11 protein-coding genes are annotated in these 12,603 nt (G+C 70.0%); 7 read left to right on the top strand and 4 right to left on the bottom strand.

Features of this window, described 5'->3' with window-relative positions:
• The first annotated feature begins 84 nt into the window (after window positions 1-84).
• The 3 genes from CTJ15_RS11365 (at window position 85) to CTJ15_RS11355 (ending at window position 3,534) form a co-directional block, all read left to right on the top strand.
• Window positions 85-1,713: an inorganic phosphate transporter gene (locus tag CTJ15_RS11365; protein ID WP_075821265.1), complete on the top strand. Its 1,629-nt coding sequence runs from the start codon at window positions 85-87 to the stop codon at window positions 1,711-1,713.
• Between the two features lie 114 nt (window positions 1,714-1,827).
• Window positions 1,828-3,114 carry an OprO/OprP family phosphate-selective porin gene (locus CTJ15_RS11360; RefSeq protein ID WP_126281874.1) on the top strand — a complete coding sequence of 429 codons (1,287 nt, stop codon included), beginning with the start codon at window positions 1,828-1,830 and terminating at the stop codon, window positions 3,112-3,114.
• Window positions 3,115-3,234: 120 nt separating this feature from the next.
• On the top strand, window positions 3,235-3,534 hold the full coding sequence (locus tag CTJ15_RS11355) for an alkylphosphonate utilization protein (RefSeq protein ID WP_075821263.1): 300 nt from the start codon (window positions 3,235-3,237) through the stop codon (window positions 3,532-3,534).
• Here the strand turns inward: CTJ15_RS11355 and CTJ15_RS11350 are convergent, their stop codons facing one another.
• A complete protein-coding gene (locus tag CTJ15_RS11350) occupies window positions 3,535-4,092 on the bottom strand; it encodes an L-2-amino-thiazoline-4-carboxylic acid hydrolase (protein WP_171982282.1) in 558 nt (185 codons plus the stop codon). It lies immediately after the preceding gene.
• A 147-nt stretch (window positions 4,093-4,239) separates the two neighbouring features.
• Here CTJ15_RS11350 and CTJ15_RS11345 point away from each other — a divergent pair, with 147 nt between their 5' ends.
• Both CTJ15_RS11345 and CTJ15_RS11340 read left to right on the top strand, forming a co-directional pair.
• On the top strand, window positions 4,240-4,872 hold the full coding sequence (locus CTJ15_RS11345) for a peroxiredoxin (protein ID WP_019460916.1): 633 nt from the start codon (window positions 4,240-4,242) through the stop codon (window positions 4,870-4,872).
• Between the two features lie 58 nt (window positions 4,873-4,930).
• Window positions 4,931-5,893 carry a cysteine synthase A gene (locus CTJ15_RS11340; RefSeq protein ID WP_253188845.1) on the top strand — a complete coding sequence of 321 codons (963 nt, stop codon included), beginning with the start codon at window positions 4,931-4,933 and terminating at the stop codon, window positions 5,891-5,893.
• A gap of 305 nt (window positions 5,894-6,198) precedes the next feature.
• Here CTJ15_RS11340 and CTJ15_RS11335 read toward each other — a convergent pair whose 3' ends face one another.
• Entirely contained in the window at window positions 6,199-7,101 is a 903-nt protein-coding gene (locus CTJ15_RS11335) for a bestrophin family protein (protein WP_019460918.1), read from the bottom strand.
• A 194-nt stretch (window positions 7,102-7,295) separates the two neighbouring features.
• Here CTJ15_RS11335 and CTJ15_RS11330 point away from each other — a divergent pair, with 194 nt between their 5' ends.
• A complete protein-coding gene (locus tag CTJ15_RS11330) occupies window positions 7,296-8,324 on the top strand; it encodes a YncE family protein (protein WP_058389998.1) in 1,029 nt (342 codons plus the stop codon).
• 18 nt (window positions 8,325-8,342) lie between these two features.
• Here CTJ15_RS11330 and CTJ15_RS24360 read toward each other — a convergent pair whose 3' ends face one another.
• Both CTJ15_RS24360 and CTJ15_RS11325 read right to left on the bottom strand, forming a co-directional pair.
• Window positions 8,343-8,501 (bottom strand): hypothetical protein, encoded by a 159-nt coding sequence (locus CTJ15_RS24360; protein WP_167522612.1) that lies wholly within the window; start codon window positions 8,499-8,501, stop codon window positions 8,343-8,345.
• A 115-nt stretch (window positions 8,502-8,616) separates the two neighbouring features.
• Complete coding sequence (locus CTJ15_RS11325; protein ID WP_058389997.1) at window positions 8,617-10,767, bottom strand: malate synthase G; 2,151 nt, start codon at window positions 10,765-10,767, stop codon at window positions 8,617-8,619.
• Between the two features lie 196 nt (window positions 10,768-10,963).
• Between CTJ15_RS11325 and CTJ15_RS11320 the strand changes: the two genes are divergently transcribed.
• Complete coding sequence (locus CTJ15_RS11320; RefSeq protein WP_058389996.1) at window positions 10,964-12,580, top strand: gamma-glutamyltransferase; 1,617 nt, start codon at window positions 10,964-10,966, stop codon at window positions 12,578-12,580.
• Window positions 12,581-12,603 lie beyond the last annotated feature (23 nt).

Raw genomic sequence — 12,603 nt, 5'->3', positions numbered from 1 at the left:
GGCGGAAATGTTCACCCGATTGCAACAGGCCATCCCGGCGCATCCTCGCTACAGCGGTCCTCGACTGTCACACCTGGGGGACCGATGTCCGACACCATCCTCCGGGGCGCCGGGGGGGCACTCACCTCCCCGCGTCCGGATCTCGACCGCAAGCCGCATGCCTTCGGGGCCATTGCCTTCATCCTCGTGTTCGCCGGCGGGCTCGGCTATGCGGCCTTCAGCATCGCGCAGGACATGCGGAGCGTGGGCGAGCACGGCCTGGCGACCGGCGCCCTCGTCATGCTCGGCCTGGCCCTGGTGATCGCGCTGGGCTTCGAGTTCGTGAACGGCTTCCACGACACCGCGAATGCCGTGGCGACCGTGATCTACACGCACAGCCTGGCGCCCCTGACGGCGGTGGTCTGGTCGGGCTTCTGGAACTTCCTGGGCGTGCTGACCTCCAGCGGCGCGGTCGCCTTCACCGTCGTCACCCTGCTGCCGGTCGAGCTGATCCTGCAGGTCGGCAGCACCGCGGGCTATGCGATGATCTTCGCCCTGCTGCTCGCCGCGGCGATCTGGAACCTCGGCACCTGGGCGATGGGCCTGCCCAACAGCTCCTCGCATGCGCTGATCGGCTCGATCATCGGCGTGGGCCTCGCCAACCAGCTCCTGGCGCCGGCCGGCTCCGCCACCTCCGGCGTGGACTGGAACCAGGCGGTCAATGTCTTCGAGTCCCTGCTGTTCAGCCCGCTCATCGGCTTCGTGCTGGCGGCAGTGCTGCTGCTGGCGATGCGCTTCGTGGTGCGCAACGAGGCGCTCTACCGCGCGCCGGAGGGCAACAAGCCGCCGCCGGTGGCGATCCGCGCGCTGCTGATCGCCACCTGCACCGGCGTCTCCTTCTTCCACGGCAGCAATGACGGGCAGAAGGGTATGGGCCTGATCATGCTGATCCTGATCGGCGCCGCACCGACGGCCTATGCGCTGAACCGCGCCACGCCGGACAGCGCCACGCCGGCCTTTGTCGAGACGGCGCAGCGGGCCAGCGGCATCTTCGCCAGCCATGCCGGCGGCGCCCCGAGGCCGGAAAGCGCCGCCGCCGCGCGCTCCGTCGTCGGCGACGCGCTGAAGGTGCGCGAGGTCAACCGGCCCGAGGTCTATGCCGCCCTGGCGGTGCTGACCCAGGATATCGGGCGGCAGGTGCAGGGCTACGGCGCGGTGCGGCTGGTGCCCGCGGCGGCGACGCCGAACGTTCGCAACGACATGTACCTCGCCTCCGACGCGGTACGGGTGATGGGCGCGCATCCGGCGGGCTTCGGTGATGAGGAGGTCGCGGCGCTGAAGTCGATGCGCGGTCTGCTCGACGAAGGCACCAGGTTCATCCCGACCTGGGTGAAGGTCACGGTCGCGCTGGCGCTGGGCCTCGGCACCATGGTGGGCTGGAAGCGCATCGTGGTGACGGTGGGCGAGCGGATCGGCAAGACGCACCTGACCTACGCGCAGGGGGCCTCGGCCGAGATCGTGGCCATGGGCACGATCGGACTGGCCGATGCCTACGGCCTGCCGGTCTCCACCACCCATGTCCTGTCCAGCGGCGTCGCCGGCACCATGGTGGCCAATGGTTCGGGGCTGCAATGGGCGACGGTGCGGAACCTGGCGATGGCCTGGGTGCTGACCCTGCCGGCCGCCATGGCCATCGCCGGCGGGCTCTACGTGCTGCTGCGCCAGGTCTTCTGACGGCGCGGCCCCGGCGGCCCGCGCCGTCGGGGCCTCACCGCATCGTCATGGCCAGGGCGCGGCGGTTTCATGCTTGAGGGGCACCGAAGAAGGATGAGCCGGGAATCCTCCGTCATGCCGATACGCCTTGCCGCCGCCGCGATGCTGGCCGGCCTTGCCGCCATGGCCGCCGCCCCGTCCGCGGAGGCGCAGGAGGCCGCCGGGACGGGCTGCAAGGCGCGGGATGGGGCCGATCAGGGCGGCAGCCTGCCGGCGGGCGAGGCGCTGCAGAAGCGGCTGACCCTGTGCCCCGGTGGGGACGAATTCACCATCCGGCCGCTGCTGCGCTTCGACCTCGACGGCGTGTCCTTCTTCGGCCAGGACCGGCCGGGAGGCTTTGATTCCGGCACGCAGGTGCGGCGGGCGCGGCTGGGCGCGGCCGGCAACCTGCCCGCCGGCTTCGGCTACCGGGTGATCTGGGAATTCGGCGGCTATCCGAGCCGGACCAACTTCCTCTACGAGGCGCAGCTCACCTACAAAGTTCAGCAATGGGGCATGGTCCGGGCCGGGTCCTACACGCCGCAGCACCTGCCGGAATATGCCGCCAGCTCCTTCGACCTGCTGTTCCTGGAGCGGTCGGCGATCAGCAACATCGTGGCCGGCCTGGCAACCGGGGATTCGCGGGAGGCGGTGGGCCTGGAGGCGCGTGGCCGGGACTGGAACCTGAGCCTCTACGGCACGGGCGGCACCAGCTCGGCGCTGCACGACCACCGGCAGCGCGGCCTGGCCGGCCGGGCCGTGGCGGTGTCGGGCGAGGGCGGGCTGCTCCATCTGCAGGCGGGGTTCGACGTGGCGGCGCAGTTCGATCCGGGCACCGTGCCGGGCAACGACACGCTGCGGCTGCGCGACTATCCGGAGCTGCGCGGCGACGGGTCGCTGCGCTTCCTCGACACCCGGTCAATGGGCGCGCAGGACGTCTATGCCTATGGGCCGGAGCTGAGCGGCACGATCGGCCCCCTCTATGTCGAGGCGCTCTACCAGCAGATCGTGGTGGACCGCGGCCATGGCGGGACGAGCCGCTTCGACGGCTGGTACGCGCAGGCCGCCCTGCCGCTCTATCCCTGGAACGGGAAGCGGAAGCGCAGCGTGGAAACGGGCACCTGGCGGCGCCCGCCCACCGAGGGCTGGGCCGGCTTCAACGGAAATCCGGGGGCGCTGGAACTGGCGGCCCGCTACAGCACCGTGAACCTGAACGACGGCACCGTGCGGGGCGGCACGCAGAGCATCTGGACGGTGGGGCTGAACTGGTACCTCTCGGAAAACCTGAAGGTGCAGACCCAGTACCAGAACGGCCGGGTCGCCCTGGACGGGCCCGACCGCCTGTTCCAGGCCTGGGCGGTGCGGCTGGCCTTCAACCTCTGAACAGCCGGGGCTTCCCGAGAGGAGGAGGAACCGGCGCGCCACCCCGGCATGCCGGTTTCGCGCTTGCGGTGCTGCGGCCGGGGCGGGAAGAAACCTCCCGTTTCCGTGATGAGGGTGGCGATGTCCGGCGAGGACGAGGACTACGTGTATGACGAGGCCACCGGGGAGTGGCGCCCGGCCAGCGAGATGAAGGCGGCGCAGGCCCGGCAGGAGGTGCGCGACGCTTCGGGCAACCTTCTCGCCGACGGGGATTCCGTCACACTGATCAAGGACCTGAAGGTGAAGGGGGCGAACCAGACCCTGAAGCAGGGCACGGTCATCCGCTCGATACGCCTGACTAACGATCCGGCGGAGATCGACTGCCGCCACGACACGATCAAGGGCCTGGTGCTGCGCACGGAGTTCGTGCGCAAGCGCTGATCATGCCCCGTCCGGGCGGGGCGAAAGGCGCAGTTCGCAGCAGCCCTGGTCGCCCGGCTTCCATGTCCGCGCCGCGAAGCCGATGCCGCTGGCGCCGAAGACGCCGTGATCGGCCCGGCCGGCGATGCGGCAGAGCAGGGCGATCTCCTCCGGCGTCCGCCCGTCCTCCTCCCAGGCCTCCTTCAGCGGGCAACGCTCCACCTGCACGATCAGCGTGCCGTCCGCGGCCTCGCGAAGCCGGTGGGGAAAGAGCCGGCCCCAGTCCGGGCTGGCGCGGGTCAGGAAGGTTTCCGCCACGGCCTGGGGCGTGGGATCGCCGAGCCCGGCGAAAAGGGCCGCGCCCGCCGCCGCGCCCCGCCGCTCGATGGCGAGCGACAGCAGACGCTCGGCCTCCGCCTCCCCATGGGCCTCCCGCAGCGTGGCGAGCAGGTCCCAGTAGAGGCGGCCACGGGCCTTGAAGGCGGCGTCAAGCTCGGCAGCGAGCCTGGCGGCGCGCTCCTCCGGGGCAGGCTCCCGCGCAGGCAGGGCGGGGGAGGGGATCTCGCGCGATTCGGCCATGGTGCGGAGAAGGCTCGTTCCTGACCGGCTCCGCTGTCCATATGGATTTTCTCCCCCGCCTTGCCTCCGGGAAACGATCTTTTCGCGGTTGCGGAAAGTCGGGGCGCGTGGACAGAGTGCCTCCCCCTTCCAGCAGGAGAGACCCGCATGCTGCAACTCGGCCAGGTCGCGCCCGATTTCGAGGCGGAGACGACGCAGGGGCGTATCCGCTTCCATGACTGGCTCGGCGGTTCCTGGGGCGTGCTGTTCAGCCACCCGAAGGACTTCACGCCCGTCTGCACCACGGAACTGGGCATGACGGCGCGGCTGAAGCCGGAATTCGAGAAGCGCGGCGTCAAGGTGATCGGGCTGAGCGTGGACACGCTCGACCGTCATGCCGGCTGGGATGCGGACATCGCCGAGACGCAGGGCGTGGCGGTGAACTTCCCGATGATCTCCGACCCGGACCGGACCGTCGCCAACCTCTACGGCATGATCCATCCGGAGGCCGATCCCTCGGTGACGGTGCGGACGGTCTTCGTGATCGACCCCAACAGGAAGATCCGTCTGATGCTGGTCTATCCGCCCAGCGCCGGGCGGAACTTCGACGAGGTGCTGCGGGTGATCGACAGCCTGCAGACCACGGACCGGCACAAGGTGGCGACGCCGGTGAACTGGCAGCCGGGCGATCGCGCCATCGTGCTCGCCTCGCTGAGCGACGAACAGGCGAAGCAGCAGTTTCCCCAGGGTTTCACCACGGAGAAACCCTATCTCCGCTGGGTCGAACTGCCGAAGGAGTGATATCTTGAGTCTGCCCGGTCCCGTCGATGGCTTCTGGGGTGCGGTGGGCCGCACTCCGATGATCCGGCTGAAGCGTGCCTCGGAGCTGACGGGCTGCGACATCTTCGCCAAGGCGGAGTTCATGAACCCCGGCGGCAGCGTGAAGGACCGGGCGGCGTTGGGCATCCTGGGCGATGCGGTGGACCGGGGGCTGCTCACCCCCTACCGGCCGGGCACGGTGGTGGAGGGGACGGCCGGCAACACCGGCATCGGCCTGGCGCTGGCGGCGAATGCACGCGGCTGGCGCTCGGTGATCGTGGTGCCGGAAACGCAGAGCCGCGAGAAGATCGACTTCCTGCGCATGATCGGCGCGGATGTGCGGCTGGTGAAGGCGGTGCCCTATGCCGATCCGGGCAACTACGTGCATGTCTCGCGCCGGCTGGCGGAGGAGCTTTCGGCCCAGGGGCCGACCATCTGGGCGAACCAGTTCGACAACCTCGCCAACATGCATGTGCATGAGCGCACCACCGGGGCGGAGATCTGGGACGAGCTGGACGGGCGCATCCATGCCTTCACCTGCTCCTGCGGCACGGGCGGCACGCTGGCGGGCGTGGCCAGGGCGCTGAAGTCGCGTAACCCCGAGATCCGCATCGTGCTGGCCGATCCGATGGGCAGCGCGCTCTATTCCTGGGTGAAGACTGGCCGCCTGCACGCCGAGGGCAGTTCCGTTACAGAAGGGATCGGACAGGCGGCGCGGGTGCCGGGCAACCTGGATGGCGCGCCGATCGACGATGCCGTGCAGGTGCAAGACGAGGCCATGCTGGCGGAGGTCTATGCGCTGCTGGCGGAGGAAGGGCTGAGCGTCGGCGGCAGCGCCGGGCTGAACGTGGCGGCGGCGATCCAGGTGGCGCGCGACCTGGGCCCGGGGCACACGGTGGCGACGATCCTCTGCGATGGCGGGGCGCGATACCAGTCCAAGCTGTTCAACCCGGAGTTCCTGGCCTCCAAGGGCCTGCCGGCGCCGCCCTGGCTGCAGGGGTGAAAGGGGCGGGTCAAGGCCGGGCCTGCCCTTCGCTGCCGGAATGGAATGTCGCGGGACGGAAGCGCCTTTCCTGCCTCACGGCGGGGTCGTCGCGCAGGCGCGGGATCGGTTGGAAAGAGCCGAAAAAAGAAAGGCGGCTCCGAGGAGCCGCCAAGTTTAGGGAGGAAACGTCCAAGAAATGCAGCCTCACATCTCAGTGATGCTGCACAGCAAGAATATGAACAGTCCGGTCCGTCCATGCAAGGCCAAACTCGCATCCCGGTTTGCCCGATATGCATTTCCGGGTTGCGGCGGCCGGGATCTTCTCACCACAGAACATCGCCCACGGGCTGCAAAGGTTTCGGCACGTCCAGCTCGCCGATCGCTTGCAGCAGGTCGATCTCGATGGTCCGGCAGATGGCGTTCAGCGGCACGTCGTTCGGCGTGTTCTCGAAGGGGTCCTGGATGTCGTCGCCGATCTGCTCCATCACCAGCAGCATCAGGCCGACCACCGTGGAGGCGAGTGGGGTGTAGAGGCCCAGGCTCTCCACCAGGCCAAGCGGCAGCAGAACGCAGAACAGGTGGACGAAGAAGCGGGGGTAGAAGGTGTACTGCCGGGGCAGGGGCGTGTTCTTGATGCGCTCCATGCCGCCCTGGGCATTGGCCATGTCCACCATCGTCGCCTCGATGCGGGACTGGCGGATATTGTCCAGCCAGCCGCGTTCCAGTGCATCCCCGAGCAGCCGCGCGGAACCCGTGAGGATGGCGTTGGGCACGTTGTTGAAGCGGTGGAGATGGGCGACTTCCTCCGGCTCCATGTGCCGGGCGAGCTCGTCCCAGCATTCCTGCTTGCGGAGCTGGCAGCGCAGGGCGTGCACATAGGCGACCTGCCGCTGCACCAGCCGGCGCTTCAGCGGCACCGCCTCCGGCGTGTCGGGCAGGAAGGACAGGACCTCGCGCCCATAGGAGCGGGAGGCATTGACCATGGCGCCCCAGAGGGTCCGCGCCTCCCACCAGCGGGCATAGGCGCTGTTGTTGCGGAAGCCCAGGAAGAGCACCAGCGCGGAGCCGAGCAGGGGCAGGGGCAGCACCGGCAGATAGACGCTGAAATCGTGGTGGAGTGTCACATAGGAGACCACGATCAGGACGTCCCAGATCAGGAAGATCACCAGGGGCCACCCCAGCCGGGCCATCATGCGGTGCAGCTGAACGTCCTTCGGAACGATCATGCGGTTCTGTTCTTCTCCGTTGTCCGATGGCCGGGGCAAAAGGTTCCCGGCCCCCGCCGCCATCGCTGCAACGCAGCATGAGACCGGGGGTTGAGCCAAGAATCGGAGTGTTACCGGGGCAACCCCTTCTCCCGGCGAGCGTCATGGTCGCAGCGGATGCCATTCATGCGTGCAGGGGCCGGGAGACACATCGGATGATCGAAAGACGCGGAATGCTCGCCGGCATGGCCTCGGTGGCGGCGGGCCTGCCCCTGGCGGCAGCGCGGGCGCAGGGCGGCAATGGCGGCGGCAACGGCCCCGCCTCGCTGCTGCTGGTGATGGAGAAGAACGCCGGCAAGCTCGCCTTCTTCGACGCGGCGGACGGCACGCGGGTCGGCGAGGTCGCCTTGCCGCCCTATCCGCATGAATTCGTCGTCGATGCGCCGGGGCGCTTCGCCTATGTCGGCCATTACGGCCTGCCCAGCTCCGACAAGCCGGGCGAGGGTGGTCATTCCGTGGTCATGGTCGATCTCGGCGACCGCCGCGTGGTCCGCACCATCAACTGTGCGCCCTTCAACCGGCTGCACGGCATTGGAATGGACGGGCAGGGGCGACTCGGCGTGCTCAGCGAGGGGCGTGACACGCTGCTGATCCTGGAGGACCCCACCAAGGCGGTGCGGCCCGACCGGCAGGCCGCCACGGGCGGGCGGAAGACGCATCTCTTCGCCTTCAGCCGGAATGGCGAGCGCGCCTATGTCACCGGCCTGGAATCCGGTACGGTCAGCCTGGTGCGGCCCTATGACCGGGTCGCGAAGCCGGTGGTCGTGAAGACGGGCCGGATGCCGGAAGGGAACTGCCTGAGCCCGGACGGCAAGGCCTTCTATGTCGGCAACCGGCGGAGCGGGACGGTGAGCGTGCTGGATGCCGAGAGCATGAAGCTCAGGGACCAGCGGGATGTCGGCGGCGATCCGCTGCGCCTCTATGCGCTGCCGGACGGACGGCTGCTGCTCGCGGATCTGGAGCGTGAGAGCGTCAGCCTGCTGCGGCCCGACCTGCGCGAGATCTGGCGCCTGCCGCTGGGCGCGAAGCCGAGCGCGGCCTCGCTGCATCCAGGCAAGGCGGTGGCCTTCGTTTCCCTCGCCTCGGACGAGGTGGTGACGGTGGACCTGGAGGCGAAGCGCATCGAGCAGCGGATCAGGACCGGCGCGGGCGCGGACGTGACCCGGCTGCTGCAACAGGGCTGAGGCGCCGGCGCCGACGGATCAGCGCCGGACGAACAGGGCGATCGCCAGGACGATGCAGGCGAAGGCCAGGATGCCGAACATCGCCTGCACGACGGAATAGTTCTCCGCCCCGGCCGCCACGAAGACGGAGGCCAGGCTGCCGCCGAGATAGAGGATCAGCCGGACGATCAGGCCCATGGCGCGGCGTTCCCTTCGCTGGAAGCCGGTCCGGTCCACGCCAACCCGGGGGGTGGGCGCCGGCCGGATTCCGGCGCCGCCAGGCGGCGGGGCCCGGCGGTGCGCGGCGCGGACATCAGCCCGCCTTCGCCTCGCGGCGGCGGCGGGTCAGGATGAACTCCGTATAGCCGTTGGGCTGGGCCGTGCCCTCGAAGACGAGGTCGCACGCGGCCTTGAAGGCGGGACCGTCGAAGCCGGGGGCCATCGGCGTATAGGCCGCGTCGCCGGCATTCTGCTGGTCCACCACGCCCGCCATGCGGCGCAGCGTCTCCGTCACCTGTTCCTTCGTGGTGACTCCGTGACGCAGCCAGTTGGCGATGTGCTGGGCGGAGATGCGCAGCGTGGCGCGGTCCTCCATCAGCGCGACATCGTGGATGTCCGGCACCTTGGAGCAGCCGACGCCCTGGTCCACCCAGCGCACGACATAGCCGAGGATGCCCTGGGCGTTGTTGTCCAGCTCCGCCTGCACGTCGGCGGGCGCCCAGTTGGTGTCCCTGGCCAGCGGCACGGTCAGGATGTCCGACAGCTTCGCGCGCGGCCCGCCGGCGGCGATCTCCTTCTGCCGCTCCATCACGTTCACCTGGTGGTAGTGCAGGGCATGCAGCGTGGCGGCGGTGGGGGAGGGTACCCAGGCGGTGTTGGCGCCGGCCTTCGGGTGACCGATCTTCTGCGTCAGCATCTCCGCCATGGCATCGGGTGCGGCCCACATGCCCTTGCCGATCTGCGCCCGGCCCGCGAGGCCGCAGGCGAGGCCGGTGTCCACGTTCCAGTCCTCATAGGCCTTGATCCAGGGCTGGGCCTTCATATCCGCCTTGCGGACGACGGCGCCGGCTTCCATGGAGGTGTGGATCTCGTCGCCCGTACGGTCGAGGAAGCCGGTGTTGATGAAGACCACCCGCTCCTTCGCCGCGGCGATGCAGGCCTTCAGGTTGGCGGTGGTTCGCCGCTCCTCGTCCATGATCCCGATCTTGAGGGTGTTGCGTGCCATGCCGAGGATGTCCTCGACCCGGCCGAACATCTCGACGGCGAAGGCGACCTCCTCCGGCCCGTGCAGCTTGGGCTTCACGATATAGACCGAGCCGGCGCGGCTGTTCATGCGGCGCCCGTCCGGGCCGATGTCATGCAGGGCGATGGCACCGGTGATCAACGCGTCGAGCATGGTCTCGGGCACCGGCTGGCCGTCCAGCGTCACGGCGTCCGTCAGCATGTGATGGCCGACATTGCGCACCAGCATCAGCGAGCGCCCGGGCAGGGTCAGCGTGCCGCCATCCGGCGCGGTCCAGCTCTGGTCCGGGTTCAGCCTGCGGGTGACGGTCTTGCCGCCCTTCTCGAAGCTTTCGGCGAGGTCGCCCTTCATCAGGCCGAGCCAGTTCCGGTACACCACCACCTTGTCGGCGGCATCGACGGCGGCCACGGAATCCTCGCAGTCCTGGATGGTGCTGACCGCGGATTCCAGGATCAGGTCGGAGATGCCGGCGGCATCGTCCCTGCCGATCGGGCTGGTGCGGTCGAAGACGATCTCCAGGTGCAGCCCGTTCCGGCGCAGCAGCACGGCGCCGGGCGAGGCGGCATCGCCGGAATAGCCCACGAACTGCGCGCGATCGCGCAGTGCCGTGGCCGTGCCGTCCTTCAGCGTGACGGCCAGCCCGCCATCCTTCACCGCATAACCCTTGGCCTCGGCATGGCTGCCCTGGGCCAGCGGCGCGGCCTCGTCCAGCGCGGCGCGGGCGCGGGCGATCACCTGGGCGCCGCGGGCAGGGTCGTAGCCCTTCTGCTTCGGCCCTTCCTGCGGGATGGCATCGGTGCCGTAGAGCGCATCGTAGAGGCTGCCCCAGCGCGCATTGGCGGCGTTGAGCGCGTAGCGGGCGTTGTTCACCGGCACCACGAGCTGCGGCCCGGCGATGGTGGCGATCTCCGGGTCCACATTCGCCGTGGAGACCTGTACCTCGCCCGGCGGGTCGAGGAGGTAGCCGATCCCGCGCAGGAAATCCTCATAGGCCGCCGCGTCGATCGGCTTCGCCGGATGCGCGCGGTGCCAGGCATCGACCTTGGCCTGGATCTCGTCGCGCTTCGCCAGCAGCGCGGCGTTGCGGGGGGCGAGGTCGCGCAGCAGGGATTCCATCCCGGCAAAGAAGGCATCCGGCGCGACGCCGGTGCCGGGCAGGGCTTCCTTGACCAGGAAGGCTTCCAGTTCGGGGGCCACCCGCAGGGCGCTGCTCGCCGCCATGACCTGTTCCTCCGGAGATATGTGATCCTGGCTTCGGAGATAGCCGCCTTCGGGATGGCGGGCAAAGGGGCAGGGATGCCTTGCCGGGCGGCGCGCCGCCCGGGGCGGGCCAAATCTGCGACATTTCGCGGGCCGGGAGGGGTTGCGGCACCCTGCGGGCGGGCGGAGGCTGCCGCGCCGAAGGAGCGCCATGCCGATGTCCCAGAACCCCTCCCCGGGCCTTGCCGACTACCAGCCCAGGCCGCACCGCACCCAGAACTGGGAGGTGACCAAGCCCTCCGCGCGCGGCAAGCGCGGCATGGTGGTGTCGCAGAGCAAGGCGGCGGCCGAGGCGGGCGTGGCGGTGCTGGAGGCCGGCGGCAACGCGGCCGATGCGGCGGTGGCGGCGGCCTTTGCCCTGGCCGTGGTGGAGCCCTGGAACAGCGGCCTGGGCGGCATCGGCTTCGGCCTCGTGCACCGCGCCGGGGCGGAGAATGCCGAGGTGGTGGATTTCGGCCCGGTGGCGCCGAAGGGGGTGGACCCCGCCGCCTACAGGCTCACCGGCCGGCTGAAGAAGGACTTCTTCACCTGGCCGGAGGTGGAGGGCGACCGCAACATCCATGGGCCGCTCTCGGCGCTGATCCCCTCCTCGGTGGCGGGGTACGACCTGCTGCGCGAACGCTTCGGCACGGGGATGCCGCTGCCGGAGCTGCTCGGCCCGGCGGTGGCGCTGGCCCGGCGCGGGTTGCCGCAGGACTGGTTCACGCTGATCAAGGTGGCGGCCTCGGCGAGGATCATCCGGCTCTATCCGGAAAGCGCACGGATCTACCTGCCGGACGGGCTGCCGCCGACGCCGCCCTACCAGGGCAATCCGGGCTTCTTCCGCCAGGGCAATCTCGCCGAAACGCTGGAACGGCTGCGGCGGCACGGGCTGCGCGACTTCTACGAGGGCGGCGTGGCGGCTGACCTGGCGGCGGACCTGCGGGAGGCCGGCAGCTTCGTGTCCGCCGTCGATCTGGCGGAATGCCGCGCCACGCTGCGGCCCGCCTCTGTGCTGGACTGGCGCGGGCGCTTCCGCGTGCAGTCGGCGGGCGGGCTGACCGCGGCGCCGACCCTGGCGGCGGTGATGCGGCAGATGGCCGAGGTCCGGCCGGGCAGCGCGCCGGACGCGGCCTGGTACGCCGCCCTGTCGCAGGCGATGCGCGATGCCTATGCGGAGCGGCTGACCAGCCTGGGCGCCGCGAACCCGCCGCCGGAGCCGGCGGAGACCTGCACCACGCACCTGACCGCGACGGATGCGGAGGGGAACATGGTGTCGCTGACCACGACGCTGCTCTCCTCGATGGGCAGCCGCATGGTGCTGCCGAAGACCGGCGTGCTGATGAACAACGGCATGATGTGGTTCGACCCGACGCCGGGCTCGGCCAATGCGATCCGCCCCGGGGCGCGGCCGTTGTGCAACATGCTGCCGCTGACGGTGTCCGAGGCAGGCAAGGCCGGGCCGGTGATCGCCGTCGGGGCCTCAGGCGGGCGGCGCATCCTGGCCAGCGTGTACCAGATGCTGGCCTGTTCGCTGGATTTCGGCATGGGCCCGGAAGAGGCGGCGGCGATCCCGCGCATCGACGTCTCCAGCCCCGACGCCACCAACGCCGATCCGCGCCTGCCTGCCGCCGTGCTGGAGGCGCTGGCGGCCCAGGGCGGGTTGGAGCTGGTGGAGCACGCCACCCTGCCGGTGAACTATGCCTGCCCGAACATCATCCGCTGGGAGGATGGCGAGGCGGTGGGGGTGAGCGACGTGATGTCGCCGAGCTCCGGCGCCGTGGCGGCGGGCTGAGCGGCGTCCGGGGGAGGGGTGGC

Origin of the sequence: Roseomonas sp. FDAARGOS_362, assembly GCF_002754815.1 — a bacterium.
GTDB classification, from domain to species: Bacteria; Pseudomonadota; Alphaproteobacteria; order Acetobacterales; family Acetobacteraceae; genus Roseomonas; species Roseomonas mucosa.
The sequence above is the reverse complement of the archived record's forward strand: the minus strand, read 5'-3'. Positions and strand labels throughout refer to the sequence as shown.